Origin of the sequence: Streptomyces sp. NBC_00986 (assembly GCF_045162565.1) — a bacterium.
Classification (GTDB): domain Bacteria; phylum Actinomycetota; class Actinomycetes; order Streptomycetales; family Streptomycetaceae; genus Streptomyces.
The window spans coordinates 4,245,903-4,271,735 of record NZ_CP108733.1 but is presented as its reverse complement, the minus strand read 5'-3'; the positions used below and the strand labels follow the sequence as shown (position 1 = coordinate 4,271,735).

26 protein-coding genes are annotated in these 25,833 nt (G+C 69.2%); 19 read left to right on the top strand and 7 right to left on the bottom strand.

Annotated elements, in window-relative coordinates:
* Positions 1–4 precede the first annotated feature (4 nt).
* The 14 genes from OG504_RS18320 to OG504_RS18255 all read left to right on the top strand — a co-directional run bounded on the left by OG504_RS18320 (position 5) and on the right by OG504_RS18255 (position 12,911).
* Positions 5–652, top strand: a complete 648-nt coding sequence (locus tag OG504_RS18320) for an L-threonylcarbamoyladenylate synthase (RefSeq protein ID WP_019060715.1) — start codon at positions 5–7, stop codon at positions 650–652.
* Positions 649–1,317, top strand: coding sequence for a low molecular weight phosphatase family protein (locus OG504_RS18315; protein WP_043683118.1), 669 nt, complete (start codon positions 649–651; stop codon positions 1,315–1,317). Before OG504_RS18320 ends, OG504_RS18315 begins: the two co-directional genes overlap by 4 nt.
* A gap of 274 nt (positions 1,318–1,591) precedes the next feature.
* Positions 1,592–2,830, top strand: a complete 1,239-nt coding sequence (glyA, locus tag OG504_RS18310) for a serine hydroxymethyltransferase (RefSeq protein ID WP_405990786.1) — start codon at positions 1,592–1,594, stop codon at positions 2,828–2,830.
* A gap of 129 nt (positions 2,831–2,959) precedes the next feature.
* Complete coding sequence (locus OG504_RS18305) at positions 2,960–4,279, top strand: MraY family glycosyltransferase (protein WP_033285399.1); 1,320 nt, start codon at positions 2,960–2,962, stop codon at positions 4,277–4,279.
* A 294-nt stretch (positions 4,280–4,573) separates the two neighbouring features.
* Positions 4,574–4,987, top strand: coding sequence for a hypothetical protein (locus OG504_RS18300; protein WP_405990785.1), 414 nt, complete (start codon positions 4,574–4,576; stop codon positions 4,985–4,987).
* Positions 4,988–5,197: 210 nt separating this feature from the next.
* The gene (gene atpB, locus OG504_RS18295) at positions 5,198–6,034 is read left to right on the top strand and encodes a F0F1 ATP synthase subunit A (RefSeq protein WP_405996369.1); all 837 of its coding nucleotides are present in this window, start codon (positions 5,198–5,200) and stop codon (positions 6,032–6,034) included.
* Positions 6,035–6,110: 76 nt separating this feature from the next.
* Positions 6,111–6,353, top strand: coding sequence for a F0F1 ATP synthase subunit C (locus OG504_RS18290; RefSeq protein ID WP_093474678.1), 243 nt, complete (start codon positions 6,111–6,113; stop codon positions 6,351–6,353).
* Positions 6,354–6,396: 43 nt separating this feature from the next.
* Complete coding sequence (locus tag OG504_RS18285; RefSeq protein WP_317882007.1) at positions 6,397–6,939, top strand: F0F1 ATP synthase subunit B; 543 nt, start codon at positions 6,397–6,399, stop codon at positions 6,937–6,939.
* Positions 6,936–7,751 carry a F0F1 ATP synthase subunit delta gene (locus tag OG504_RS18280; RefSeq protein WP_405990784.1) on the top strand — a complete coding sequence of 272 codons (816 nt, stop codon included), beginning with the start codon at positions 6,936–6,938 and terminating at the stop codon, positions 7,749–7,751. The genes OG504_RS18285 and OG504_RS18280 overlap by 4 nt, the downstream gene beginning before the upstream one ends.
* A 129-nt stretch (positions 7,752–7,880) precedes the next feature.
* Complete coding sequence (gene atpA, locus OG504_RS18275) at positions 7,881–9,470, top strand: F0F1 ATP synthase subunit alpha (RefSeq protein ID WP_019073174.1); 1,590 nt, start codon at positions 7,881–7,883, stop codon at positions 9,468–9,470.
* Between the two features lie 20 nt (positions 9,471–9,490).
* Positions 9,491–10,405 (top strand): F0F1 ATP synthase subunit gamma, encoded by a 915-nt coding sequence (locus OG504_RS18270; protein WP_405990783.1) that lies wholly within the window; start codon positions 9,491–9,493, stop codon positions 10,403–10,405.
* On the top strand, positions 10,405–11,841 hold the full coding sequence (atpD, locus tag OG504_RS18265; protein ID WP_019060726.1) for a F0F1 ATP synthase subunit beta: 1,437 nt from the start codon (positions 10,405–10,407) through the stop codon (positions 11,839–11,841). The genes OG504_RS18270 and atpD overlap by 1 nt, the downstream gene beginning before the upstream one ends.
* A 110-nt stretch (positions 11,842–11,951) precedes the next feature.
* Positions 11,952–12,326 carry a F0F1 ATP synthase subunit epsilon gene (locus tag OG504_RS18260; protein ID WP_266772606.1) on the top strand — a complete coding sequence of 125 codons (375 nt, stop codon included), beginning with the start codon at positions 11,952–11,954 and terminating at the stop codon, positions 12,324–12,326.
* A gap of 138 nt (positions 12,327–12,464) precedes the next feature.
* Positions 12,465–12,911, top strand: a complete 447-nt coding sequence (locus OG504_RS18255; protein ID WP_033285408.1) for a DUF2550 domain-containing protein — start codon at positions 12,465–12,467, stop codon at positions 12,909–12,911.
* On the opposite strand, the gene OG504_RS18250 is transcribed toward OG504_RS18255, so the two are convergent.
* The 3 genes from OG504_RS18250 to OG504_RS18240 form a co-directional block, all read right to left on the bottom strand.
* Entirely contained in the window at positions 12,898–13,110 is a 213-nt protein-coding gene (locus OG504_RS18250; RefSeq protein WP_405990782.1) for a hypothetical protein, read from the bottom strand. The two genes, OG504_RS18255 and OG504_RS18250, sit on opposite strands and share 14 nt — an antisense overlap.
* Positions 13,111–13,341: 231 nt before the next feature.
* Positions 13,342–15,168, bottom strand: coding sequence for a glycosyl hydrolase family 18 protein (locus OG504_RS18245; RefSeq protein WP_405990781.1), 1,827 nt, complete (start codon positions 15,166–15,168; stop codon positions 13,342–13,344).
* 448 nt (positions 15,169–15,616) lie between these two features.
* Positions 15,617–16,189 carry a cob(I)yrinic acid a,c-diamide adenosyltransferase gene (locus tag OG504_RS18240; protein WP_405990780.1) on the bottom strand — a complete coding sequence of 191 codons (573 nt, stop codon included), beginning with the start codon at positions 16,187–16,189 and terminating at the stop codon, positions 15,617–15,619.
* A gap of 194 nt (positions 16,190–16,383) precedes the next feature.
* Between OG504_RS18240 and OG504_RS18235 the strand changes: the two genes are divergently transcribed.
* From OG504_RS18235 to OG504_RS18225, 3 genes are all read left to right on the top strand, one after another.
* A complete protein-coding gene (locus tag OG504_RS18235; RefSeq protein ID WP_318018851.1) occupies positions 16,384–17,232 on the top strand; it encodes a 3-hydroxyacyl-CoA dehydrogenase family protein in 849 nt (282 codons plus the stop codon).
* A gap of 145 nt (positions 17,233–17,377) precedes the next feature.
* The gene (locus tag OG504_RS18230) at positions 17,378–17,701 is read left to right on the top strand and encodes an STAS domain-containing protein (protein ID WP_019060737.1); all 324 of its coding nucleotides are present in this window, start codon (positions 17,378–17,380) and stop codon (positions 17,699–17,701) included.
* 289 nt (positions 17,702–17,990) lie between these two features.
* Positions 17,991–20,525 carry an ATP-binding protein gene (locus OG504_RS18225; RefSeq protein ID WP_405990779.1) on the top strand — a complete coding sequence of 845 codons (2,535 nt, stop codon included), beginning with the start codon at positions 17,991–17,993 and terminating at the stop codon, positions 20,523–20,525.
* A gap of 97 nt (positions 20,526–20,622) precedes the next feature.
* On the opposite strand, the gene nucS is transcribed toward OG504_RS18225, so the two are convergent.
* Positions 20,623–21,294: an endonuclease NucS gene (gene nucS, locus OG504_RS18220; RefSeq protein ID WP_405990778.1), complete on the bottom strand. Its 672-nt coding sequence runs from the start codon at positions 21,292–21,294 to the stop codon at positions 20,623–20,625.
* 253 nt (positions 21,295–21,547) lie between these two features.
* Here nucS and OG504_RS18215 point away from each other — a divergent pair, with 253 nt between their 5' ends.
* The gene (locus OG504_RS18215) at positions 21,548–21,940 is read left to right on the top strand and encodes an SCO5389 family protein (protein ID WP_033285417.1); all 393 of its coding nucleotides are present in this window, start codon (positions 21,548–21,550) and stop codon (positions 21,938–21,940) included.
* A gap of 92 nt (positions 21,941–22,032) precedes the next feature.
* On the opposite strand, the gene OG504_RS18210 is transcribed toward OG504_RS18215, so the two are convergent.
* Positions 22,033–23,061 (bottom strand): LLM class flavin-dependent oxidoreductase, encoded by a 1,029-nt coding sequence (locus tag OG504_RS18210; RefSeq protein WP_405990777.1) that lies wholly within the window; start codon positions 23,059–23,061, stop codon positions 22,033–22,035.
* A gap of 221 nt (positions 23,062–23,282) precedes the next feature.
* Here OG504_RS18210 and OG504_RS18205 point away from each other — a divergent pair, with 221 nt between their 5' ends.
* The gene (locus tag OG504_RS18205) at positions 23,283–23,615 is read left to right on the top strand and encodes an ATP/GTP-binding protein (protein WP_405990776.1); all 333 of its coding nucleotides are present in this window, start codon (positions 23,283–23,285) and stop codon (positions 23,613–23,615) included.
* 26 nt (positions 23,616–23,641) lie between these two features.
* Here the strand turns inward: OG504_RS18205 and OG504_RS18200 are convergent, their stop codons facing one another.
* Entirely contained in the window at positions 23,642–24,514 is an 873-nt protein-coding gene (locus tag OG504_RS18200; RefSeq protein WP_405990775.1) for an ABC transporter permease, read from the bottom strand.
* On the bottom strand, positions 24,511–25,824 hold the full coding sequence (locus tag OG504_RS18195) for an ABC transporter ATP-binding protein (protein WP_405990774.1): 1,314 nt from the start codon (positions 25,822–25,824) through the stop codon (positions 24,511–24,513). The genes OG504_RS18200 and OG504_RS18195 overlap by 4 nt, the downstream gene beginning before the upstream one ends.
* Positions 25,825–25,833: the final 9 nt, after the last annotated feature.

Here is a 25,833-nt window from a genome sequence, read left to right as displayed (position 1 = left end):
AGACATGGCACGGCGATACGACACCAATGACGCGACCGACCGCACGACGGGTCTGCGCGAGGCCGCGTCCGCCGTCCGCCGGGGCGAACTCGTGGTCCTGCCGACCGACACGGTCTACGGCATCGGGGCCGACGCGTTCTCCTCGGAGGCCGTCGCCGATCTCCTGGACGCCAAGGGCCGGGGCCGCAACATGCCCACCCCTGTCCTCATCGGCTCCCCGAACACGCTGCACGGCCTCGTCACGGACTTCTCCGAGCTGGCCTGGGAACTCGTCGACGCGTTCTGGCCGGGCGCCCTCACGCTGGTCGCCAAGCACCAGCCGTCCCTGCAGTGGGACCTGGGGGACACCCGGGGCACGGTCGCCGTCCGTATGCCGCTGCACCCCGTCGCGATCGAGCTGCTGACCGAGGTCGGCCCGATGGCGGTCTCCTCGGCGAACCTCACCGGGCACCCCGCGCCGGAGGACTGTGACGCGGCCCAGCAGATGCTCGGCGACTCGGTCTCCGTGTACCTCGACGGCGGTCCGACGCCCGGCAACGTGCCGTCGTCGATCGTCGACGTCACGCGCGAGGTCCCGCTGCTGCTGCGCGCGGGCGCGATCTCGGCGGAGGAGCTGCGCAAGGTCGTACCCGACCTCGAGGTGGCGAATTGACAGCCCCTGACGCGGGGCGTGGCATAGGCAACGGGGAAGTGACGGGGACCTTCGGGCTTCCCATGGACAGCTTCCGCATCCTCCACGTCAGCACCGGCAACGTGTGCCGCTCGCCGATCACCGAGCGGCTGACCCGTCATGCCCTGGCGGACCGGCTCGGCGACCCCCTGTGGGGCGGGCTGATCGTGGAGAGCGCCGGCACGTGGGGCCATGAGGGCGCACCCATGGAGACCAACGCGGCGACCGTCCTCACCGACTTCGGCGCGGACCCCTCCGGGTTCACCGGCCGCGAGCTGCTCGACGACCACGTGATCCGCGCCGACCTGGTCCTGACGGCCACCCGTGACCACCGCGCCCAGGTCATCTCGATGGGCCACTCGGCGGGCCTGCGCACCTTCACCCTCAAGGAGTTCACCCGCCTGGTGAAGGCGATAGACCCCGCGACCCTCCCACCCCTGGAGGACGGCATGGTGGCCCGCGCCCGCGCCCTGGTCCGCGCGGCAGCGGCCCTACGCGGCTGGCTCCTGGCCCCCACGGCGGAAGCGGACGAGGTCTTCGACCCGTACGGCGCACCCCTGCCGTTCTTCCGCTCCATCGGGGACGAGATAAACCAGGCGATCGACCCGGTGGTCACGGCGCTGACGGGTGTACCTGCGCGGACTTGATCCGGCGGGAGCGCAGCCGGCGGACGGAGTCTGCCGCAGCGGCTCGGAGCCTGGGGGCCTGTCAGGGCCGAGCAGTGCGAGGGTCGCGTCGGGGATGGGGCTAAGTCAGGCGATCGTCCCGGTGGTGACGGCCCTTACGGGTGTTCCCGCGCGGACTTGATCCGACGGCCAGGACGCTGACGGGCGTCCCCGCGAAGACGTGGCAACGCCCGCGCGCCCCACCCGCCCCGGGCCTACATTGGACGTACGTCACCGTCGACGCCCGGAGCCCACCATGTCGGTCATCCCTGTCCTCGAGGCCGATGTCCTGCGTCGGCAGGACCCCGAGCTGGCCGAGATCCTGCTCGGGGAGCTGGCGCGGCAGTCGACGACGCTCCAGCTGATCGCCGCCGAGAACTTCACCTCGCCCGCCGTGCTGGCCGCGCTCGGCTCCCCGCTCGCCAACAAGTACGCCGAGGGATACCCCGGCGCCCGCCACCACGGCGGCTGCGAGATCGTCGACGTCGCCGAGCGCGTCGCCGTAGAACGGGCGAAGGCGCTGTTCGGGGCCGAGCACGCCAACGTGCAGGCGCACTCCGGGTCTTCGGCCGTGCTGGCCGCGTACGCCGCGCTGCTGCGGCCTGGTGACACCGTCCTCGCGCTCGGGCTGCCGTACGGCGGGCATCTCACGCACGGGTCGCCCGCGAACTTCTCCGGGCGGTGGTTCGACTTCGTGGGCTACGGGGTCGACGCCGAGACCGGGCTCATCGATTACCCGCAGGTGCGTTCCCTCGCCCGTACGCATCGGCCCAAGGCGATCGTCTGCGGCTCCATCTCCTATCCCCGGCACATCGACTACGCCTTCTTCCGCGAGGTCGCCGACGAGGTGGGCGCTTATCTCATCGCCGATGCCGCGCATCCCATCGGGCTCGTCGCCGGGGGAGCGGCGCCGAACCCGGTGCCGTACGCCGACGTCGTCTGCGCGACCACGCACAAGGTGCTGCGCGGGCCGCGCGGCGGGATGCTGCTGTGCGGGAGCGAGCTGGCGGAGCGGGTCGACCGGGCCGTTTTTCCGTTCACCCAGGGCGGTGCCCAGATGCACACCATCGCGGCCAAGGCCGTCGCGTTCGGCGAGGCGGCGACGCCGGCCTTCACGGCGTACGCCCATCAGGTGGTCGCCAACGCACGGGTGCTCGCGGCCGGGCTGGCGGCGGAGGGGCTCGTCGTCACCACCGGCGGGACCGACACCCACCTCATCACCGCCGACCCGCTGCCCCTCGGCGTCGACGGACGCGTCGCGCGCGGTCAACTCGCCGCCGCGGGAATGGTGTTGGACTGCTGCGCGCTCCCGCACGGAGACTCGCGCGGGCTGCGGCTGGGTACCGCCGCGGTGACCACGCAGGGCATGGGGGAGGGCGAGATGGCGGGGATCGCGGCGCTGATGGCGGGGGTGCTGCGCGGGCGGGTGGACGCCAGGTCGGCCCGTGACGAAGTGCGGGATCTTGTGGGTGGATTCCTGCCCTATCCGGGCTGAACGGGGGTACGCGTACTCAGGTACACAGCCACACGTGCAACCATCGTCGCTACCCGGAAGTCCCCAACCATATGCGTCCCTCGCTAGGGTGTGGGGCTGTGATGGCCAGCGAGACCTGTGGGGAAGCCTGTGCGTGAATACCTGCTGACGCTCTGCGTGACGGCCGCGGTGACGTATCTGCTGACCGGGCCGGTGCGGAAGTTCGCGATCGTGGCCGGAGCGATGCCCGAGATCAGGGCCCGTGACGTGCACCGGGAACCCACTCCGCGGCTCGGCGGTATCGCCATGTTCTTCGGTCTCTGCGCCGGTCTGCTGGTCGCCGACCACCTGACCAACCTCAGCGAGGTCTTCCAGAACTCGAACGAGCCGCGCGCCCTGCTCTCCGGAGCGGCCCTGATCTGGCTGATCGGGGTCCTGGACGACAAGTTCGAGATCGACGCCCTGATCAAGCTGGGCGGCCAGATGATCGCCGCCGGCGTGATGGTCATGCAGGGTCTGACGATCCTGTGGCTGCCCATCCCGGGCATCGGCAACGTGGCGCTGACCCAGTGGCAGGGCACCCTGCTCACGGTCGCCCTGGTCGTCATCACCATCAACGCGGTCAACTTCGTCGACGGCCTCGACGGCCTGGCCTCCGGCATGGTCTGCATCGCCGCCGCGGCGTTCTTCCTGTACGCGTACCGGATCTGGTACTCGTACGGCATCGAGGCCGCCGCCCCGGCCACGCTCTTCTCGGCGATCCTGATGGGCATGTGCCTGGGCTTCCTGCCGCACAACATGCACCCCGCGCGGATCTTCATGGGCGACTCCGGGTCGATGCTGATCGGCCTGGTGCTGGCCGCGGGTGCGATCTCCATCACGGGACAGGTCGACCCGGACGCGCTGCAGCTGTTCGTCGGCTCCGAGAAGGCGGCGGTGCACCAGACGGTGCCCGTGTACATCCCGCTGCTGCTGCCGCTGACGATCATCGCGGTGCCGGCCGCCGACCTGGTGCTGGCGATCGTGCGCCGCACCTGGCGCGGCCAGTCGCCTTTCGCCGCGGACCGCGGCCATCTGCACCACCGGCTCCTGGAGATCGGCCACTCGCACAGCCGGGCGGTGCTGATCATGTACTTCTGGTCGGCGCTGATCGCCTTCGGGGCGCTGTCCTACTCGGTCAACTCGGCCTCGATGTGGATCGTCCTCGGCATCGTGTTCCTGAGCGCGATCGGCCTGGTGCTGCTCCTGCTGCCGCGCTTCACGCCGCGTGCGCCGCGTTGGGCCGAGCACCTGGTGCCGCCGCGATATCGCCGTCGCAGGGCCGGAGTTGACCCTGTCGTGGTGCTGGCGGAGGAGGACCGTGACCCGCGTCCTCCGGTTGTCACCGGAGTGTCAGGAGTCAACGGGGCGACCGCAGTCGGCCCCCGTTCACGCCTTCTTGACGGACGTAAAGCGGAGTCCTCGCGCTGACGCCAAGGTAAGAATCTGACTAAAGCGTTGCCATCTCGTGGGCAGACAAAGCACCCCTATACCAGACAAGTTGGCCGCTATTTTGCACAGACGCGCACTGTCACTCTCATGTGTGACAGCAAGCACACCTTCTAGGTAAAGACCGCATCAAATAGTTTGTGATACGGTTCACGAGAACCCGGGACAGAGCCGAAGGACCGTAGTGCGACGGTCCATTGGCGTGAGGTTCTCTCTCATCCCGGGACTACGCTCGTCCATGACGACACGCCCCCCTTAGCAAGCGGAGTTGCCGCCATGCCGTCCAATGACGCCCGGATTCTCCTTCAAGCCGCTGTGCCCACAGCTGCCGTCGGCGCGATTGCCGCCGTCGTCAGTGGTGTGGTCGCCGGCGGCAAAGGAGCTATTGGGGCAGCCGTTGCGACGCTGATCGTGATCCTCTTCATGGGAATCGGGCTCTACGTTCTGCAGCGCACTGCCAAATCGCTTCCGCACCTGTTCCAGGCGATGGGCCTCATGCTCTTCGCGGCGCAGATTCTGCTGTTGTTCATTTTCCTCGCCGCGTTCAAGCACACCACGCTGTTCAATCCCAAGGCCTTCGCGTTCACGCTGCTCGTCGACACCATCATCTGGACCGCCGCGCAGACCCGTGCCCACATGAAGGCCAAAATCCTCTACGTCGAGCCCGAGAAGTCGGAGCACTCGTCGTGAGAGGTAGGGCCGGGATAAGAGCACGTAAGCGACCCTGCTATCGTCCGGTGCCAACTGCGGCATCGCGGGCGCGGGCATCTGAGCTGACGCCTGCTCAATCGCGAGGCTCGATGCCCCACTGCCGCCCCCACATCCGTAACACCAGTCCAGTGCCGAACCGCGGCTGTCCGCCGCGCCGACACAACGAGGTTGCCGTACCTATGCGCCACGCTGAAGGAGCCCGCGGTGAGTGCTGACCCGACGCAGGTGCTCGCCTTCGAGACCGACTGCCACATCTTCGACGGCTGTGGCTTCCCGGCTCCCGGCCTGCACTCGTTCCTGTTCAAGCCCCTTCTGGGGGACGGCGACAGCAACGTGTACTTCAACAAGCCGATGCTGCTGGCGCTGATCGGCTCGGTCATCGTCGTCGGTTTCTTCTGGGCCGCCTTCCGCAAGCCGAAGGTCGTTCCCGGCAAGCTGCAGATGGTCGCCGAGTCCGGCTACGACTTCATCCGCCGCGGAGTCGTCTACGAGACGATCGGAAAGAAGGAGGGCGAGAAGTACGTACCGCTGGTCGTCTCGCTGTTCTTCTTCATCTGGATGATGAACCTCTGGTCGATCGTCCCGGTCGCCCAGTTCCCGGTGACGTCGATCATCGCGTACCCCATCGTCCTCGCGGCGATCGTGTACATCGTCTGGGTCTCGCTGACGTTCAAGCGGCACGGATTCGTCGGCGCCTTCAAGAACTTCAGCGGTTACGACAAGTCGCTCGGCGCGGTTCTCCCGCTGGCGATGGGCATCGAGCTGCTCTCGAACCTGATCGTCCGGCCGTTCACGCACGCGGTGCGACTGTTCGCGAACATGTTCGCGGGCCACACCCTGCTGCTGCTCTTCACGATCGCCAGCTGGTACCTGCTCAACGGCATCGGCATCGCCTACGCGGGTGTCTCGTTCGTCATGGTCCTCGTGATGACGGCCTTCGAACTCTTCATCCAGGCCCTGCAGGCATATGTCTTCGTGCTCTTGACCTGCACCTTCATCCAGGGTGCGCTCGCCGAGAACCACTGAGCAGCACCCCCTCCAAGACCCCCTGAGCGTCCGGTGGCCAACCTCCGCCGGTCCGTATAGATAAGGAAGAATCGGCATGTCCGCTCTCCAGACCCTTGCTGCCGACGGCGTCCACGGCTCCCTCGGTTCCATCGGCTACGGCCTCGCCGCCATCGGCCCCGGCGTCGGCGTCGGCATCATCTTCGGCAACGGCACCCAGGCTCTTGCCCGTCAGCCCGAAGCTGCCGGCCTGATCCGCGCCAACCAGATCCTCGGCTTCGCCTTCTGTGAGGCCCTTGCCCTCATCGGCCTGGTCATGCCGTTCGTCTACGGCACCTGATCGACCGCGATCAGCGACAGCCCACTAGACGAAAGGCACTGACATGAGCCAGTTGCTCATTCTGGCGGCCGAGAAGGAAAACCCTCTCATCCCGCCGATCCCCGAGCTCGTCATCGGCCTGATCGCCTTCGTCATCGTCTTCGGCTTCCTCGCCAAGAAGCTCCTCCCGAACATCAACAAGGTTCTGGACGAGCGCCGCGAGGCCATCGAGGGCGGTATCGAGAAGGCCGAGGCCGCCCAGACCGAGGCACAGAGCGTGCTTGAGCAGTACAAGGCTCAGCTCGCCGAGGCCCGGCACGAGGCCGCGCGGCTGCGCCAGGAGGCGCAGGAGCAGGGCGCCACGCTCATCGCCGAGATGCGCGCGGAAGGCCAGCGGCAGCGCGAGGAGATCGTCGCCGCCGGTCACACGCAGATCGACGCCGACCGCAAGGCCGCTTCGCAGGCGCTGCGCCAGGACGTGGGCAAGCTCGCCACCGACCTGGCCGGCAAGCTCGTCGGCGAGTCCCTCGAGGACCACGCCCGGCAGAGCCGTGTGATCGACCGTTTCCTCGATGAACTCGAGGAGAAGGCCGAGGCCGCACGATGAACGGAGCGAGCCGCGAGGCCCTGGCAGCCGCACGTGAGCGTCTCGACGCGCTGACGGACTCCACGTCCGTGAACGCGGCGCAGCTCGCCGACGAGCTGGCCGCCGTCACCGCGCTGCTCGGCCGTGAGGTGTCCCTGCGCCGGGTCCTCACCGACCCGGCGCAGGACGGCGAGGCCAAGGCCCAGCTTGCCGAGCGCCTGCTCGGCGGCCAGGTCGGCGGCCCCGCCCTCGACCTGCTGTCCGGCATGGTGCGCTCCCGCTGGTCGCAGTCCCGCGACCTGGTGGACGCGCTGGAGGAGCTGGCGGCCACCGCCGACCTCACCGCCGCCCAGCAGTCGGGCGAGCTCGACGACGTCGAGGACGAGCTGTTCCGGTTCGGCCGGATCGTCTCCTCGAACACCGGACTGCGCGCCGCGCTGACCGACCGCGCCGCCGGCACCGCGGCCAAGAGCGAGCTGCTCGGCAGCCTGCTCGGCGGCCGTGCCAAGCCGGCCACCGAGCGACTGGTGACCCGCCTGGTGACCGCGCCCCGGGGACGTAGCCTGGAAGCGGGACTCGAGTCCCTGTCCAAGCTCGCCGCCGAGCGCCGCAGCCGCCTGGTCGCGGTCGTCACCACGGCGGTCCCGCTGAGCGACCCGCAGAAGCAGCGCCTGGGCGCCGCCCTCGCGAAGCTCTACGGCCGCCACATGCACCTGAACATCGACGTGGACCCCGAGGTCCTCGGCGGTATCCGGGTGCAGGTCGGCGACGAGGTCATCAACGGCTCCATCGCGGACCGGCTCGATGACGCCGCCCGCCGCATGGCGAGCTAGCAGCACCACAACAAAGACGTAGTAAGGCGGCCCGAGTTGGGCCGTGCAGAGGATTCACCTCGTCACGGGGGGAGTCCCCCATCCCCCCAAGTGAAACTTCGGGCCCAACAAGGAGAGCAGGGAACCCAGATGGCGGAGCTCACGATCCGGCCGGAGGAGATCCGGGACGCGCTGGAGAACTTCGTCCAGTCGTACAAGCCGGACGCGGCCTCGCGCGAGGAGGTCGGTACGGTCACCCTTGCCGGCGACGGCATCGCGAAGGTCGAGGGCCTCCCCTCGGCCATGGCCAACGAACTGCTGAAGTTCGAGGACGGCACCCTCGGTCTCGCGCTCAACCTCGAAGAGCGTGAGATCGGTACCGTCATCCTCGGCGAGTTCAGCGGTGTCGAGGAGGGCCAGCCGGTCACCCGCACCGGAGAGGTCCTGTCCGTCGCCGTCGGCGAGGGCTACCTCGGCCGTGTCGTCGACCCGCTCGGCAACCCGATCGACGGCCTCGGCGAGATCGAGACCACCGGCCGCCGCGCGCTGGAGCTGCAGGCCCCGGGCGTCATGGTCCGCAAGTCGGTGCACGAGCCGATGGAGACGGGCTACAAGGCCGTCGACGCGATGACCCCGATCGGCCGCGGCCAGCGCCAGCTGATCATCGGTGACCGCCAGACGGGCAAGACCGCCCTGGCCGTCGACACGATCATCAACCAGCGCGACAACTGGCGCTCGGGCGACGTGAACAAGCAGGTCCGCTGCATCTACGTCGCCATCGGTCAGAAGGGCTCCACCATCGCCTCCGTGCGTGGTGCGCTCGAAGAGGCCGGCGCCCTGGAGTACACGACCATCGTCGCCGCCCCGGCGTCCGACCCGGCCGGCTTCAAGTACCTCGCCCCGTACACCGGTTCGGCCATCGGCCAGCACTGGATGTACGACGGCAAGCACGTCCTCATCATCTTCGACGACCTCTCGAAGCAGGCCGACGCCTACCGCGCCGTGTCCCTGCTGCTGCGCCGTCCGCCGGGCCGCGAGGCCTACCCGGGTGACGTCTTCTACCTGCACTCCCGTCTGCTGGAGCGCTGCGCGAAGCTCTCCGACGAGATGGGCAAGGGCTCGATGACCGGTCTGCCGATCGTCGAGACCAAGGCCAACGACGTGTCGGCGTTCATCCCGACCAACGTCATCTCCATCACCGACGGCCAGTGCTTCCTGGAGTCGGACCTCTTCAACGCCGGTCAGCGCCCCGCGCTGAACGTCGGTATCTCCGTCTCCCGAGTCGGTGGTTCCGCGCAGCACAAGGCGATGAAGCAGGTCTCCGGCCGACTGCGCCTCGACCTCGCCCAGTACCGCGAGCTGGAGGCGTTCGCCGCCTTCGGTTCCGACCTGGACGCCGCGTCGAAGGCCCAGCTGGAGCGCGGTCAGCGTCTGGTCGAGCTGCTCAAGCAGCCGCAGTACCAGCCGATGCCCACCGAGGACCAGGTCGTCTCCGTGTGGTCCGCGACCACCGGCAAGATGGACGACGTACCGGTCGACGACATCCGCCGCTTCGAGAAGGAGCTCCTGGAGTACCTGCACCGCAAGGAGCAGGGCCTCATGACCTCCATCAAGGAGGGCGGCAAGATGTCGGACGACACCCTCACCGCCGCCGCGGACGCGATCACCGAGTTCAAGAAGCAGTTCGAGACCTCGGACGGCAAGCTCCTCGGCGAGGACGCCCCGGCCGCGGCCAAGTGACGTAGGAAGGGACCTGACTCATGGGAGCCCAGCTCCGGGTCTACAAGCGTCGCATCCGATCCGTCACCGCGACCAAGAAGATCACCAAGGCGATGGAGATGATCGCCGCCTCGCGCGTCGTCAAGGCGCACCGCAAGGTGCAGGCCTCGACGCCGTACGCGAAGGAACTGACGCGCGCGGTCACGGCGGTCGGTACGGGTTCCAACACCCGGCACCCGCTGACCACCGAGGCCGAGACGCCGACCCGTTCCGCTGTGCTGCTCCTCACGAGCGACCGCGGTCTGGCCGGCGCCTTCAACTCCAACGCCATCAAGGCGGCGGAGCAGCTGACCGCGCGTCTTGAGGCCGAGGGCAAGGAGGTCGACACGTACATCGTCGGCCGCCGCGGTGTCGCCCACTACAACTTCCGCGAGCGCAAGATCGCGGAGCAGTGGACCGGCTTCACCGACGAGCCCACGTACGCGGACGCGAAGAAGGTCGCGGGTCCGCTGATCGAGGCCATCGAGCTGGACACGGCGGAGGGCGGCGTGGACGAACTCCACATCGTCTACACCGAGTTCGTCTCGATGATGACGCAGACGCCGATCGACAGCCGGCTGCTGCCCCTCAGCCTCGAAGAGGTCGCGGAGGACGTGCCCCAGGGCGAGATCCTTCCGCTGTACGACTTCGAGCCGTCGGCGGAGGACGTCCTGGACGCCCTGCTGCCGCGGTACGTCGAGAGCCGTATCTACAACGCGCTGCTCCAGTCGGCTGCCTCCAAGCACGCCGCCACCCGCCGCGCGATGAAGTCGGCGACCGACAACGCGGGAGACCTGATCACCACGCTCTCCCGTCTTGCCAACGCGGCCCGCCAGGCCGAAATCACCCAGGAAATCAGCGAGATCGTCGGTGGCTCCGCAGCCCTGGCCGACGCGACCGCGGGGAGTGACAAGTAATGACGACGACAGTTGAGACGGCCGTTGCCACGGGCCGCGTCGCCCGGGTCATCGGCCCGGTCGTCGACGTGGAGTTCCCCGTCGACGCGATGCCGGAGATCTACAACGCTCTGCACGTCGAGGTGGCCGACCCGGCCCTGGACGGCGCGAAGAAGACGCTGACCCTTGAGGTCGCCCAGCACCTGGGTGACGGACTGGTCCGCACGATCTCGATGCAGCCCACCGACGGTCTGGTCCGCCAGGCCGCCGTCACCGACACCGGCACGGGCATCACCGTCCCGGTCGGTGACTTCACCAAGGGCAAGGTTTTCAACACCCTCGGTGAGGTGCTGAACAGCGACGAGAAGTACACGGGCGAGCGCTGGTCCATCCACCGCAAGGCCCCGCGCTTCGACGAGCTCGAGTCGAAGACCGAGATGTTCGAGACCGGCGTCAAGGTCATCGACCTGCTGACCCCGTACGTCAAGGGCGGCAAGATCGGCCTGTTCGGCGGTGCCGGTGTCGGCAAGACGGTGCTCATCCAGGAGATGATCTACCGCGTCGCCAACAACCACGACGGTGTCTCCGTGTTCGCCGGTGTCGGCGAGCGCACCCGTGAGGGCAACGACCTCATCGAGGAGATGGCCGACTCGGGCGTCATCGACAAGACGGCGCTTGTCTTCGGCCAGATGGACGAGCCCCCGGGCACCCGTCTGCGCGTGGCCCTGGCCGGTCTGACCATGGCGGAGTACTTCCGCGATGTGCAGAACCAGGACGTGCTGTTCTTCATCGACAACATCTTCCGGTTCACGCAGGCCGGTTCCGAGGTCTCGACCCTGCTCGGCCGCATGCCCTCCGCGGTGGGCTACCAGCCGAACCTGGCCGACGAGATGGGTCTCCTCCAGGAGCGCATCACCTCGACCCGCGGTCACTCGATCACCTCGATGCAGGCGATCTACGTCCCCGCGGACGACCTGACCGACCCGGCCCCGGCCACCACCTTCGCCCACCTCGACGCGACGACGGTTCTGTCCCGTCCGATCTCCGAGAAGGGCATCTACCCGGCCGTGGACCCGCTGGACTCCACGTCCCGCATCCTCGACCCGCGCTACATCGCGGCGGAGCACTACAACACCGCGATGCGCGTCAAGACGGTCCTCCAGAAGTACAAGGACCTTCAGGACATCATCGCGATCCTCGGTATCGACGAGCTGGGCGAGGAGGACAAGCTCACCGTCCACCGTGCCCGTCGCGTGGAGCGCTTCCTGTCCCAGAACACCCACGTCGCCAAGCAGTTCACCGGCGTCGACGGGTCGGACGTCCCGCTGGACGAGTCGATCGTGGCCTTCAACTCGATCATCGACGGCGAGTACGACCACTTCCCGGAGCAGGCGTTCTTCCTCTGCGGTGGTATCGAGGACCTGAAGGCGAACGCGAAGGAGCTGGGCGTCTCCTGACCCCGTGCTTCACCTGAGGGGGTGGGGCGTGTCCCACCCCCTCTTTCATGCCTACTAGAATTGAACCCACACCCGGCACGACCGCCGGGTGGTGACCCGAGGAGCCCACCTTGGCTGCTGAGCTGCATGTCGAGCTCGTCGCCGCGGACCGCCAGGTCTGGTCCGGCGAGGCCACCCTGGTCGTCGCGCGTACCACGTCCGGCGACATCGGCGTCATGCCCGGTCACCAGCCGCTGCTCGGTGTGCTGGAGTCGGGCCCGGTGACCATCCGTACGAGCGACGGAGGGACGGTCGTCGCCGCGGTGCACGGCGGTTTCATCTCGTTCGCGGACAACAAGCTGTCGCTGCTCGCCGAGATCGCCGAGCTGTCGGACGAGATCGACGTCCAGCGCGTGGAGCGGGAACTGGAGCGTGCGAAGGCGGAGGGCGACGAGTCCGCCGAGCGCCGCGCGGACGTCCGACTGCGTGCGGTGGAGACGCGCTGAACCCAGCTTTGACGCGATGACGTGACTCAGCCGCGGCTGGGACCGGAGGAATCCGGCCCCAGCCGCGGCTGAGGCGAATGTGGGTGTTTTTTCCGTTCCGTTACCTGTTTTACCTAGGAGACGAGGAGGTCGGTGTCGATGGTCCTCGCTCTGACTGCGTGCGGAATTGTGGTGGCCCTGGTAGTGGTGGGGCTGTTCGTCTTCGGCCTGCGCCGCAGACTCATCCAGCGCTCCGGCGGCACCTTCGACTGTTCGCTCCGCTGGGACGTCCCGGAGAAACCCGACACCAACGGCAAGGGCTGGAGCTACGGCGTCGCCCGCTACAACGGCGACCGCATCGAGTGGTATCGCGTCTTCTCCTACGCCTACCGCCCGCGCCGCACGCTTGAGCGCTCGGCGATCGAGGTCGCCGGCCGCCGCCTCCCCGAGGGCGAGGAGGAGCTGGCCCTGCTCTCCGACGCGCTCATCCTGACCTGTCTGCACCGGGGCACGCGCCTCGAACTCGCCATGAGCGAGGACGCGTTGACGGGTTTCCTGGCCTGGCTGGAGGCGGCTCCGCCCGGCCAGCGGGTCAACGTGGCATGACCGGACACACCGGGTTGGGTACGTCGGCCTGACTGACGACGACGACCGTGTGGGGTTCGGAGCCGAGTGTCACGGTGACGTCCACGGGACAGGCGGCCATGAGGGCGGCGGCGACCGCCCCGGCGAGGGAGCCCGCGGACGCGGCCCAGGTGCGGACGGGCTTCTTGACGGTGCGGGACGTGGTCGGCCTGCGCTTCATGTGTTCCCCCGTGGTGCGCTGTTCCGTTTGTCGCTGGGCGACCACGATGCCCCGGGCCGACCGACTGTCCCCAGGCCCCGTCCGGCCCGTGCCGAGGGCCGAAGGACCCCGGGTGGTGCACGCCGGGGGCGCTCGAAGTGCACAACGCGCCGCACGCGACGGTCCGTACGCAGCGCACCGCGGACAGACCGGAGAGGTCTGTCCGCGGTGGGGTGCTGAGCAGCGTGGGGTTCAGCTCAGCCCGCTGTTGATGGCGGTCACCAGCTCACCGTTGCTGGTGTCGCCGCTGAAGTCCCAGAAGAACGCGCCGCCCAGACCCTGGGTCTTGGCCCAGCTCATCTTTCCGGCGATCGTGCTCGGGGTGTCGTACGACCACCAGTTGTTGCCGCAGTAGGCGTACGCCGTGCCGGCGATCGTGCCGGTGGCCGGGCAGGACGTCTTGAGGACCTTGTAGTCCTCGATGCCCTGCTCGTAGGTGCCCGCCGCCGGACCGGTCGCCGAACCGCCGGGTGCGGCCTGGGTCACGCCGGTCCAGCCTCTGCCGTAGAAGCCGATGCCGATGAGCAGCTTGTTCGCGGGGACGCCCTTCGACTTGAACTTGGCGATCGCGTCGGCCGTGGTGAAGCCGGGGGTCGGGATGCCGCTGTAGGTGGTGAGCGGGGAGTGCGGGGCGGTCGGGCCGTCCGCGTCGAAGGCGCCGAAGAAGTCGTACGTCATCACGTTGTACCAGTCGACGTACTGGGCCGCGCCCGCGTAGTCGGCGGCGTCGATCTTGCCGCCGGAGGTGCCGTCCGCCGTGGTGGCGGCGGTGACCAGGTTGCCGGTGCCGAACTTGGCGCGCAGGGCCTGCATCAGGTTCTTGTAGGCCGCCGCGCCGCTGGTGTCACAGGACAGGCCGCAGGCGTTCGGGTACTCCCAGTCGATGTCGATGCCGTCGAAGACGTCGGCCCAGCGCGGGTCCTCGACCAGGTTGTAGCAGGACTGCGCGAACGCGGTCGGGTTGGCCGCCGCCTGGGCGAAGCCGCCGGACCAGGTCCAGCCGCCGAAGGACCAGAGGATCTTGATGTTCGGGTACTTGGCCTTCAGCTCGCGCAGCTGGTTGAAGTTGCCGGCGATCGGCTGGTCCCAGGTGTCGGCGACGCCGCTGACCGACTGGTCGGCGGTGAACGTCTTCTGGTAGTCGGCGTAGGCGTCACCGATCGCGCACTGCCCGTTGGTGACGTTGCCGAAGGCGTAGTTGATGTGCGTGATCTTCGCGGCCGAGCCGGAGGTCACCAGGTTCTTGACCTGGTAGTTGCGCTGGTACGTGCCCCACTCGGTGAGGTACCCGAGCTTGACCTTGCTGCCGCCGGCCGGGGGAGTGGTCGTACCGCCCGTGGTGTGCACGGCGACCGCGCCGCTGACCGGGCCCGTCTGGTCCGCGGTGTCGCGGGCCTGCACGGTGTACGAGTAGTCGGTGCCGGCGGTCAGGCCGGTGTTCGTGTACGACGTCGTCGTCACGGTGGCGACCTTGGTGCCGTCGCGCAGGACGTCGTAGTTCTTGACGCCCTTGTCGTCGGTGGCGGCCGACCAGGAGAGGTTCACCGAGGTGTCGGTGATGGAGGAGGCGGTGGGGGTGCCGGGCGCGGAGGGGGCCGCGTCACCGGGGACGGTGGTGCCGCCGTCACAACTGCCGCCGTTCAGGAGGCAGTTGGAGGGCGAGCCGCTGCCGGCGCCGTTGAAGCCGAAGGAGACGGAGGCGCCAGCGGCGATGGTGCCGTTGTAGGACTTGTTCTTCGCGGTCCAGTGGTTCCCGGAGTTGGTGACGTCCGCGTCCCAGGCCGAGGTGACGGACGTACCGGAGGGGAAGTCCCACTCGACCGTCCATGAACTGATCGCGCTGGTACCGGTGTTCTTCACGGTCCACTGCCCGCCGAAGCCGGTACCCCAGTCGCTGGACTTGGTGAAGGTGGCGGTGGCGGTCGACGCGGCCTCGGCCGGCGCGGCCAGACCGACGAGAGCGGCGAGCGGAAGCAGCAGGGTCGCGAACCCGGCAACTGCTCGATGTCTGAAGCGCATTGAGCGCCTCCTCTTTTGTTTTACGCCTCCGGCGCACTGGAGACGGTGTCGGGGGTGTCGGGGCGCGACTGAGCCTTCGCACCCACAGTGCCGCGAGAATAGAAAGGTCTGGACCACGGGTCAATAGGTCTGGACCACTTTGGTATGGGTGTGCTAAACCCCAATTCACGCACCGGCAAAGCCACTTGAACCCGGCCGTGCGGCCCCGACTCGGCCGCCACCTCGCTGACGTGCGTCTTCATCGCCCAGCGCGATCCGCACGCCACCCTCGCGGACGTGCTCGCGGACATCTTCGGCAGGCCGGCGCCGGGCGGGGCGTGACGTAGGCCCGCGAGTTCATCGCCACCGGCCGAAGGCCGGCAACCGGACGACGGCTCCGCGCGGCCTCCATGCGCCGAGCCGCCTCGGCGACGACCTGTATCGACTACCCGCAGTCTCTGACAGTCGCTCAGCGCTCCCCGCCGGGAACCCAAAGGACGTCCCCCGCCTCCTTGTTGGCCGATCGGGCCAGGATGAACAGCAGGTCGGACAAGCGGTTGAGGTAGGTCGCCGTCAACGGGTTCATCACCTCCCCGTGCACCTCCAGCGCCGCCCAGGTCGACCGCTCCGCGCGACGTACGACCGTGCACGCCTGGTGGAGCAGGGCCGCGCCCGGGGTGCCACCGGGGAGGATGAAGGAGCGGAGCTTCTCCAGCTGCTCGTTGAAGTGGTCGCAGTCCGCCTCCAGTTTGTCGACGTAGAACTGCTCGACACGCAAGGGCGGGAACTCCGGGTTCTCGACCACCGGCGTGCACAGGTCCGCGCCCACGTCGAAGAGGTCGTTCTGGACGCGGGTGAGGACCTTGGTGATGTCCTCGGGGAGGGCGCCGAGGGCGATGGCCGTGCCGATCGCCGCGTTCGCCTCGTTCGTGTCGGCGTACGCCGAGATCCGGACGTCCGTCTTGGCGACCCGGCTCATGTCGCCGAGGGCGGTGGTGCCCTGGTCGCCGGTCCTGGTGTAGATGCGCGTCAGATTGACCATGCGGCCAGCGTAGTCAGGGTGTGCGGGTGCTCAACTAGGCCGTACGGGGGGTCGAATGACCCGTGCCGGTGTGATGTCCGTCAGATGAGACGTGACGCGCGTTACTAACCGGTCACACAGCGCCGCAGCTTCGCTAGTGTCCGCCGAGAGGCATTTGGATACACGCTGTAAGCGTTTCAAAGGGGAGTCGCACAGTGGCACGGAAGCTTGCCGTCATCGGCGCCGGACTCATGGGTTCCGGTATCGCCCAGGTCTCCGCGCAGGCGGGCTGGGACGTCGTCCTGCGCGATGTCACCGACGAAGCCCTGAAGCGTGGCACCGACGGCATCAAGGCCTCGTACGACAAGTTCGTGAGCAAGGGCAAGCTGGAGGCGCACGACGCCGACGCGGCCCTCGGCCGGATCACCGCGACCACCGATCTCGACGCCGTCGCCGACGCGGACATCGTCGTCGAGGCCGTCTTCGAGAAGCTCGAAATCAAGCACGAGATCTTCCGCGCGCTGGACAAGATCGTGCGCGAGGACGCCGTCCTCGCCTCCAACACCTCCGCCATCCCGATCACGAAGATCGCGGCCGTGACGGAGCGTCCGGAGCGCGTCGTGGGAACGCACTTCTTCTCACCGGTCCCGATGATGGGCCTGTGCGAGCTGGTGCGCGGTTACAAGACGAGCGACGAAACCCTCGCCACCGCAAGGGAGTTCGCCGAATCCGTCGGCAAGACCTGCATCGTCGTCAACCGTGACGTGGCCGGGTTCGTGACGACCCGTCTCATCTCGGCGCTCGTCGTCGAGGCGGCGAAGCTGTACGAGTCGGGCGTCGCCACCGCCGAGGACATCGACCTCGCCTGCAAGCTGGGCTTCGGTCACGCGATGGGCCCGCTGGCCACCGCGGACCTCACCGGCGTCGACATCCTGCTGCACGCGACGAGCAACATCTACACCGAGTCGCAGGACGAGAAGTTCGCCCCGCCGGAGCTGATGCGCCGAATGGTGGACGCCGGTGACATCGGACGCAAGAGCGGGCAGGGCTTCTACAAGCACTGAAACCGCACACGCCCCTGCCCCATCACACGCACGGGTGAATTCGGTATCGGTTCGCTCACAGACGGCAACCTCGTGGCACTTCACGCAGTCAGAGGTTGCATCACCTACATCACGGAGTACGCCACCGCACTCACGGGGAGCGCATATGTACATCAGGGGCGACCACGTCGAGCTGGTCGTCGGGGGCCGCCTCGACGTCCGCAGCGCGGCGGACGCCCGTACGGTCCTGCACTCGGCCGTCGACGACGGAGTCGGCGATCTGGTGCTGGACCTGTCCGAGCTCGATTCCTGGGACGCCACCGGCCTCGGCGTCATCATGGGAGCCCACCGACGGGCCGGCCGCTGCGGCCGCCGCCTGGTGCTGCGCCGCGTACCGCCGCAGATGCAGCGCCTGCTCGTGGCCACCCGGCTGCACCGCATCCTCGCCATCGAGGGCGGGATCGGGGTCGAGTCCCTTCCCAGGGTGTGATCCCAAAGTGTGACACTTTCGCTGAAAGTGGCACGCTTTTCGGAAGAGGCCCGGTCGGGGGCTCGCGAAACACGTACCGCGCACAATCCTCATGAGACTGTGACGTCTCGGACGGCGCGGTACCCCGGGCTGTCGTAGATACTGTGCCAAGGTTTAGGGTTCGGTCGCCCGCTGCCTTACAACCCTTCGAGCGGGCCCGGACCAGAAGCGACAGCGCGGTGTGCACAAGGCCGGGAGGGGCCTTGGGTCCTGTCGACCCGCACACGACGCTTTTGGGGGGCTTGGACCTATGGACCCGATCGACCGGGGACCCGAGGAGTACGGCCATGACGGCGACGACACGTCGTCACGTCAGCGCCCGCCCCGGGAACCCCTCACACCCGACTTCGGCCAGCACACACCCGCACTCGCCCGCACCGTGCAACTGGTCACCGGTGACTTCCTGCTCACCGTCAACCCCGTCGACGGCAGCGAGATCGAGGCCTGCCCGCCCGGACAGCGGCCCGGCCGGCCCGCGAAGTTCGGCGCTGCCGAGCGCGCCGAGGCGGCCCGCGCCGCCAGGCCCCCGGTCCCGCCCGGCCTGAACCGCCCCGAACTGCCGCTCCTGGAGCGCCAGGACGAGCGCGAGCGTCTCGTACGGCTGCTCGCCCGCGGCCGTTCCGTACGCCTCACCGGCCCCTCGGGCTCCGGCCGCACCAGCCTGCTCGACCTCGTCGCCGAGGACTGCCTGGACCTCGCCCCCGACGGCGTGATCCGCCTCACCGGCTTCCACCGCACCGCCGACGACCTTCTCCACGACCTCTTCTACGCCGTCTACGACGCACCCCTGCACCGGCCCGGCCGGGAGGAACTCCTCGCGCTGACGCGGGAGATCGGCGCGGTCGTCGTCCTGGACGACATCGAGTTCGGCGCCGCCGCCCTCGACGAACTCCTCGACGCGACGCCCGAGTGCGCCTTCCTGATCGCCGCGACCCCGGATGTCCCGGCACCGTCCGCGGACTCCGCCATCGAGGAGGTCTTCCTCGGCGGTCTGGGCCGTTCCGGCGCCGTGGAGGTCCTGGAGCACGCCGTGGGCCGCGTCCTCACCGAGGAGGAGGCGAACTGGGCGGGCGATCTGTACTTCGAGTCCGAGGGCCTGCCCCTGCGCTTCGTCCAGGCCGGTGCCCTGCTCCGCCAGCGCGACCAACTGCGCGTCGGCACCAGCGCCGTCGAGGAGTTCGGCGTCTTCCAGGACGCGCCCCCGGTCGACGAGCCCTTCGACGCCCCGCCGCTCGAACTGGACGAGGACGACGCCGTACCCCTGCCGTCCCTCGGGGAGGCCGCCGCGCCCGCGCCGCTGCTCGCCTCGCGGCTCAGCACGTCGGCCCGGGCCACCCTGCGCTTCGCCGTCGCGCTCGGCGGCGAGGTGCCGCACCAGGCGCATCTGCCCGCGCTCGTCGGCGACACCCACGCGGACGCCGCCCTCGGCGAACTCGCGGGCTGCGGACTGGTCTCCCCGGTCGGCTCCCGCTACCGGCTCGCCACCGGCGTCCAGACCCAGCTGGAGGCCGCCGGATACGGCGACGACGTCGCGTCCGGCGCCCTCATCGCCGCCCTGCACTACTCCTGGTGGGCCGGGCACCCCTCGGTCACGCCCGCGCGTGTGTGCGCCGAGGCGGACGCCCTGCTCGCCGCGCTCGTCGCCCTCCTGCCGGCGACAACCCCGCCCGGCGACGGCGAGGAGAGCACCACCGTCCATCTCGCCCGCACGGCGGCGCCCGCGTTCGCCGCCGGACTGCACTGGAGCGCCTGGGAGCGGGTGCTGCGCTCCGGCTTCGAGGCCGCGCAGCTCGCCGCCGATGTGAGTGAACAGGCCTATTTCCAGCACGAGTTGGGCGTCCTCGCGCTGTGTGAGGGCGACCTCGACCGGGCCCGCGCCGAACTGGAGTCGTCCATCGGCCTGCGCGGCGAGGCCGCCGACAAGCGCGGCGCCGTCGCCGGCCGCCGGGCCCTCGCCCTGGTCGCCGACCGTTCCGGCATCGCGCTCGGCCCCGGCGCCACGGCAGGCGAGGAAGTACCGGACGCGCGCTACGAGGAGTCGGCCACGCCGCCCGGCGGCATACCGACGCCCTTCCCGCCGCTCCAGCTGCCCGGCGACACCTCCTACACCCTCGTCGCGCACCAGCCCTCGCCCCCGAAGCCCCACAACAAGGCCCGGGGCGGCCTGCGCGGCTACGCCCGGCGCAACCTCGTCGCGGCCGGCGCGGGCGTCCTGCTCGCCGCCGTCCTCGGCACGGTCGTCACCCTCGGCGCCACGTCCAACAACAACGCCGACAACCCGTCCGACAAGGTCGGCGTCAACCCGTCCGCCAGCCAGGGCACCGACGACGACAGCCTCGGCGCCGACAAGGCGAAGAACGGCGACAAGAACGACACCGGTACGGCGACCAGCCGGCCCACCGACCCGGGCCCGGACGGGACTTACGGCACGTCGGACGACCCGACGCCGCCGGGCAGCAGCGGCCAGCCTTCGGACAACCCGACCGGGACGCACGGTTCGGGCAACGGGTCGACGACGCCGACGCCGTCCAAGCCCACGACGTCGAAACCTGCTTCGCCGAGCCCGTCCACGTCGAAGCCGACGACTCCGACCACCCCGGCTTCGCCGACCACCTCCGCGCCGACGGACACCACATCACCGTCGCCGTCGGACACGTCCAGCGCCCCGTCCACCGACACCTCGGCAAGCGGCGCAGCCTCAAGTGCCCCCGTCGAGACGACCAGTTCGGCCGCGCCCGAGAGTGCGAGCGCGGACACGTCGAGTAGTGCGGGTGCCGTCATCTGACCCTCCGTACGACACGAAAGGGCCGGCTCCGATGATCGGAACCGGCCCTTTTCGGCGTGGTGAAGTCGGTGTCTGGTGACGGTTGTTCAGAACGGGCTCAGAACAGGCGGAGCTTGTCGTCCTCGATGCCGCGCAGGGCGTTGTAGTCGAGGACCGTGCAGCCGATGCCGCGGTCGGTGGCGAGGACGCGGGCCTGGGGCTTGATCTCCTGGGCGGCGAAGATGCCGCGGACCGGGGCCAGGTGGGGATCGCGGTTCAACAGTTCCAGGTAGCGCGTGAGTTGCTCCACGCCGTCGATCTCGCCGCGCCGCTTGATCTCGATCGCGACGGTCTGGCCCTCGGCGTCCCGGCACAGGATGTCGACCGGGCCGATGGCCGTCATGTACTCGCGGCGGATCAGCGTGTAGCCCTCGCCGAGGGTGTCGATGCGGTCGGCGAGCAGCTCCTGGAGGTGCGCTTCCACGCCGTCCTTGATCAGGCCGGGGTCCACGCCGAGTTCGTGCGAGGAGTCGTGGAGGATCTCCTCCATCGTGATGATGAGCTTCTCGCCCGCCTTGTTGATGACGGTCCAGACGCCTTCGTCCTCGCCCGAACCCTCCTTCAACGTGCAGGGCGGAGACATCCAGTTGAGGGGCTTGTAGGCCCGGTCGTCCGCGTGGATCGAGACGCTGCCGTCCGCCTTCACCAGGATGAGACGGGGGGCGGAGGGCAGGTGGGCGGTGAGCCGGCCCGCGTAGTCCACGGAACACCGGGCAATGACGAGACGCATGGTCGGCAACGCTACTCGACTGGCGTAGGTGCACGCGATTCGCCCTGGAAGACCCGTGACGCCCGTTGTTCATTCATGGCCGATTGTGGGCCTATTGAGAGTTCCCTATGTACGCATTCTCCTGGTGCCGCCATCCTCCGTTGCCTACCGTATAAACGGGAGGTCGCGAGACGTGTACGCAGCGTGTTCGTAATCGCGGACTCCCTTACCTGTCCGGCAACCCCTGCGCGTTGGGGGTGCGAGAGGAGAACCCATGTCGCTCGACGTCTCACCGGCCCTACTCGAAAAGGCCGAGCGAGGCGAGGTCGACGAAGCTGAATTCGTCGACTGCGTCCGGACCTCCCTGCCTTACGCATGGGAGATGGTCAGCTCCCTGGTGGCTCAGCTGAAGGTCGACGGCGGTGCGTTCGCCGACAACCAGACGCCGCCGCCGGACGAGCAGGCACGCGGTCAGTTGCTGCGTGCGCTCGCGAGTGACGCGATACGCGGCGCGCTGCAGCGGCACTTCGGTGTACGCCTTGCCTTCCAGAACTGCCACCGGGTGGCGGTGTTCCCGCTGGACGGCTCGGTCGACGAGACGCTGGCCCGCTTCACCTCGGTGCGCAGTCAGCTGCTGAACCAGTCCCCGGAGTTCAGGGACTGCTGACGCGGCGGACGGCGCACTGCTTGCCGCTCCGTACGCGGGAGGTGCTCTGTACGGGGCGGCAGGCTCCCCGCGGATCGTCCAGCGCGGTTCGCTCAGCCGAGGTGGGGGAGCACCTCGGCGCCGAGCCGCCGTACGTTCTCCTCGGTCGCCGCGAGGTCCCCGGACCCCTCGACGAGCAGCGCGAAGCGGGAGATGCCGGTCCGCTCCGAGGTCGCCGCGAGCCGGTCGGCGCACAGCCGCGGGGTGCCCACCGGGTGCAGTCCGCAGAGGAGTTCGGTGTACGCGCGCGGGTCGCGCATCCGGCGCTCGCGGTCGTCCACCGTCACATGGGCGTCGAGCCCCTGCTTCAGCCAGCCCGGCATCGCCTTCACCAGGGCCTCCACCGCGTCGGCACGCCTGTCCGCGATCTGGCAGACACCGGCAGACACATGGGCCGCGCCGCGGATCTCCTCCGCCGGCCGCCCGGCCGCCCGCGCCGACTGCCGCCACAGGGCGACCATTTCGGCTTTCTCCTCGTCCCCGACATGCATGCCCAGGAGCATCGGCAGGCCCCGCTCGGCCGCCAGCCGCACGCTCGCGGGCGAGGTGCAGGCGACGACGACCTCGGGGCCCGGCGCGTCCGACAGCGCCTCCGACGGCCGTGGTACGACGGGCACTTCACGGAACGCGAAGCGGTCCCCGGTGCCCGCGACCGACGGCTCGCGCAGCCAGCGCATCAGCAGATCGAGTGATTCCGGGAACCCCTGTTCGTACGCGGCGAGACCCGAGCCGAACACCTCCAGGTCGACCCACGGCCCGCCGCGCCCCACGCCCAGCGAGAAGCGCCCGCCGCTCGTCACGTGCAGCAGCGCGGCCTGCTCGCCGAGGGCGACCGGGTGGACGGTGGGCAGCACGCTGACCGCGGTGCCGACGCGGATGCGCTGGGTGCGGCCCAGCAGTAACGCGGCCAGGGTGACCGCGGACGGGCAGGTGCCGTAGGGCACGAAGTGGTGCTCGGCCAGCCAGGCCGTGTCGAGACCGGCCTCCTCCGCGACCTCCACCGAGCGGACCGCGCGGTGCAGGGCCTCCCCCTGGCCCTGCCCCGGGAACTGGGCCGCCAACACAAAACTTCCGACGCGCATGGCTTTTCCTGCTTCCTTGGCTCCGACACGGAGCTCCCCCACCGGGCATAACCGCCCGACACGTGCCGAGGACACGGCCTGGCAGAGAGATTTGCGGATTGTCTGCAGAATGCGCGGTCCCGAGGGGGACTTGTACGGGTTGATGCCCTTCGCGTACCCCTGTCCGCGCCACGTAGGCTGGACACAGCCCTTGCCTCCTGTATAGCCCCGTGAGGTGTTCTGTGTCCCCGCGTCGCAACCGACCCAAGGAGTCCGGTTCCTCCGGCCAGAGTGCCGACGACGAGCCCTCGGGCCGCTACGGCGGCTGGCAGTCCACGGAGCACTGGCAGGGCGAGGAGTGGAGCGTGCGCCATGTCGCCGGGGCGAGCGCGCAGGGCAAGACGTACCGCTGCCCCGGCTGCGACCAGCAGATCCCCTCCGGCGTCCCGCACGTCGTGGCCTGGCCGGAGCACGCGGGCGTCGACGACCGCCGCCACTGGCACAAGGCCTGCTGGAACGCGAAGGACCGCCGCACCACACGGGTGCAGCGGTCCAGGAACGCGCCTCGGTTCTAGGTCGACCCTTCAAAGAGTGGTACTGCTCACACGTCCCGCTTCTCCAGCAGCGCGACCGCGCCCGCGAACGCCACGGCCGTCACGCCCACGATGATCCACAGCGGGTCCCAGCCCGAAGGGCCGGAATCCGAGAGGGAGTTGGAGTAGAAGACGCTCAGCTGGTTCGGGATCGAGTACTCGAACAGTTTCTGGCGTACGTCCTCCAGCGACTGCGAGAACATGAACAGCGCGATGACCAGTGGGGCGAGCACCGCGCCGATCATGACGGTGATAGCGCCCGCCGAGTGCCGGATGATCGAGCCGACGATCAGCGAGAGCAGCCCGAGCAGCGCGATGTAGAGCGAGACGCCGACGGTTCCCTTGAACCACTCGCCGGCGGACGGGTCCTTCGCGCCGTTGTTCTCCAGCAGCGAGGCGTCCACGAAGGCGATGAACCCCGAGGCCACCAGCGTCACCACGAAGGCGACCCCGAAGAACACGATCGACTTCGCGGCGAGGACCCGGCCGCGGCTGGGGCAGGCGGTCATCGTCGTGCGGATCATGCCCGTGCCGTACTCCGAGGCGGTGGTCAGCACGCCGAGCGTGATGATGCACATGCAGCCGAGCAGCAGCCCGAAGAAGCCGTAGGACAGCGGGTTCTCGCCGTTCAGCTCCGAGGAGGAGTTGCTGACCACGACGCCGGCGAGCAGGCCGATGCCGACGACGAGGACCACGAACACGCCGAGCGTCCAGATCGTCGAGCGCACCGACTTGATCTTCGTCCACTCGGAGGCGAGCGCGTGCCCGAGGTGCGTGCGCACCACCGGGATCGGCGAGGTGTACCCGCCGTACGAAGGACCGTTCGCCGCCTGCCAGTTGGGCGCGGCTGCCTGCGGCATCGGGGGCTGGGGCGTACTCATCGGGCGTCCTCGGGCTTGGTCAGGTCGGCGGCGGAGGAGGGGGCGGGAGCGGCGGGGGCCGGGGTCGCATCCGCGACCGGAGCGGGAGCGGCCGCCGGGGCCTGAACCGCCGGGGCACCCTGAGCCGGGCCCTGGGGCGGCTGTGTCGCCGCCTGCGGGGTCAGGGGTGCCGGAGGCCCGTACGGGCCGGGCGCTGCCGCCACGGGCGCCGCAGGGGCGCCGTACGGATTCGGGGTGCCGTAAGGATTCGCCGGGGGCCGGCCCATCGCGAACGGTTGGCCGCCCTGCTGCGGTGACGGCGGCGCGTACCAGCCCGGCTGGCCCTGGCCCGGTACCGGCATGGGCGGCTGCGCGCCCGGCGGCAGCTGCTGCATCAGACCGGCCTTCTGGTCGATCGTCGAGCGGTAGTCGACGGCGCCCTGCGTCATCCGCATGTACGCCTCCTCCAGCGAGGCCTGATGCGGGGACAGCTCCCACAGGCGTACGTCCGTGTCGTGGGCGATGTCGCTGATGCGCGGCAGCGGCAGCCCCGTGACGCGCAGCCCGCCGTCCTGCTCGGGCAGCACATGGCCGCCCGCCTCGGTCAGCGCGGAGGTGAGCTTCTCGCGCAGCTGGGGCTCGGTGTCCGGCGTGCGCACACGCGCGAAGTCGGCGGAGTTCGCCGAGATGAAGTCCCGCACGCTCATGTCGGAGAGGAGTTGCCCGCGCCCGATCACGATGAGGTGGTCCGCCGTCAGCGCCATCTCGCTCATGAGGTGCGAGGAGACGAAGACGGTACGGCCCTCCGCCGCGAGCGCCTTCATCAGGTTCCGCACCCAGAGGATGCCCTCGGGGTCGAGGCCGTTGACCGGCTCGTCGAAGAGCAGCACCTGGGGGTCGCCGAGGAGCGCGGCGGCGATGCCGAGCCGCTGGCCCATGCCGAGGGAGAAGCCCTTGGAGCGCTTTCTCGCCACGTCCTGGAGGCCCACGACCCCGAGCACCTCGTCCACACGCCGGGCCGGGATGCCCGAGAGCTGGGCCAGGCTCAGCAGATGGCTGCGGGCGCTGCGGCCGCCGTGCACGGCCTTGGCGTCGAGCAGGGCACCGACCTGTCTGGGGGCGTTCGGCAGTTTGCGGTAGGGGAAGCCGCCGATCGTCACCTGTCCTGACGTGGGGTTGTCCAGGCCGAGGATCATGCGCATCGTCGTCGACTTGCCCGAGCCGTTGGGCCCGAGGAAACCGGTGACGGCACCGGGCCGCACCTGGAAGGAAAGGTTGTACACGGCGGTCTTGTCGCCGTAGCGCTTGGTCAGGCCGACAGCCTCGATCATGCTCCGCAC

What these genes read in the sequence shown, in the direction of transcription:
- OG504_RS18320 (WP_019060715.1), top strand. Translation starts at nt 5, where the DNA reads ATGGCACGGCGATACGACACCAATGACGCGACCGACCGCACGACGGGT.
- glyA (WP_405990786.1), top strand. Translation starts at nt 1,592, where the DNA reads ATGTCGGTCATCCCTGTCCTCGAGGCCGATGTCCTGCGTCGGCAGGAC.
- OG504_RS18300 (WP_405990785.1), top strand. Translation starts at nt 4,574, where the DNA reads ATGCCGTCCAATGACGCCCGGATTCTCCTTCAAGCCGCTGTGCCCACA.
- OG504_RS18290 (WP_093474678.1), top strand. Translation starts at nt 6,111, where the DNA reads ATGTCCGCTCTCCAGACCCTTGCTGCCGACGGCGTCCACGGCTCCCTC.
- OG504_RS18285 (WP_317882007.1), top strand. Translation starts at nt 6,397, where the DNA reads ATGAGCCAGTTGCTCATTCTGGCGGCCGAGAAGGAAAACCCTCTCATC.
- OG504_RS18280 (WP_405990784.1), top strand. Translation starts at nt 6,936, where the DNA reads ATGAACGGAGCGAGCCGCGAGGCCCTGGCAGCCGCACGTGAGCGTCTC.
- atpA (WP_019073174.1), top strand. Translation starts at nt 7,881, where the DNA reads ATGGCGGAGCTCACGATCCGGCCGGAGGAGATCCGGGACGCGCTGGAG.
- OG504_RS18270 (WP_405990783.1), top strand. Translation starts at nt 9,491, where the DNA reads ATGGGAGCCCAGCTCCGGGTCTACAAGCGTCGCATCCGATCCGTCACC.
- atpD (WP_019060726.1), top strand. Translation starts at nt 10,405, where the DNA reads ATGACGACGACAGTTGAGACGGCCGTTGCCACGGGCCGCGTCGCCCGG.
- OG504_RS18255 (WP_033285408.1), top strand. Translation starts at nt 12,465, where the DNA reads ATGGTCCTCGCTCTGACTGCGTGCGGAATTGTGGTGGCCCTGGTAGTG.
- OG504_RS18250 (WP_405990782.1), bottom strand. Translation starts at nt 13,110, where the DNA reads ATGAAGCGCAGGCCGACCACGTCCCGCACCGTCAAGAAGCCCGTCCGC.
- OG504_RS18245 (WP_405990781.1), bottom strand. Translation starts at nt 15,168, where the DNA reads ATGCGCTTCAGACATCGAGCAGTTGCCGGGTTCGCGACCCTGCTGCTT.
- OG504_RS18240 (WP_405990780.1), bottom strand. Translation starts at nt 16,189, where the DNA reads ATGGTCAATCTGACGCGCATCTACACCAGGACCGGCGACCAGGGCACC.
- OG504_RS18230 (WP_019060737.1), top strand. Translation starts at nt 17,378, where the DNA reads ATGTACATCAGGGGCGACCACGTCGAGCTGGTCGTCGGGGGCCGCCTC.
- OG504_RS18225 (WP_405990779.1), top strand. Translation starts at nt 17,991, where the DNA reads ATGGACCCGATCGACCGGGGACCCGAGGAGTACGGCCATGACGGCGAC.
- nucS (WP_405990778.1), bottom strand. Translation starts at nt 21,294, where the DNA reads ATGCGTCTCGTCATTGCCCGGTGTTCCGTGGACTACGCGGGCCGGCTC.
- OG504_RS18215 (WP_033285417.1), top strand. Translation starts at nt 21,548, where the DNA reads ATGTCGCTCGACGTCTCACCGGCCCTACTCGAAAAGGCCGAGCGAGGC.
- OG504_RS18210 (WP_405990777.1), bottom strand. Translation starts at nt 23,061, where the DNA reads ATGCGCGTCGGAAGTTTTGTGTTGGCGGCCCAGTTCCCGGGGCAGGGC.
- OG504_RS18200 (WP_405990775.1), bottom strand. Translation starts at nt 24,514, where the DNA reads ATGAGTACGCCCCAGCCCCCGATGCCGCAGGCAGCCGCGCCCAACTGG.
- OG504_RS18195 (WP_405990774.1), bottom strand. Translation starts at nt 25,824, where the DNA reads ATGATCGAGGCTGTCGGCCTGACCAAGCGCTACGGCGACAAGACCGCC.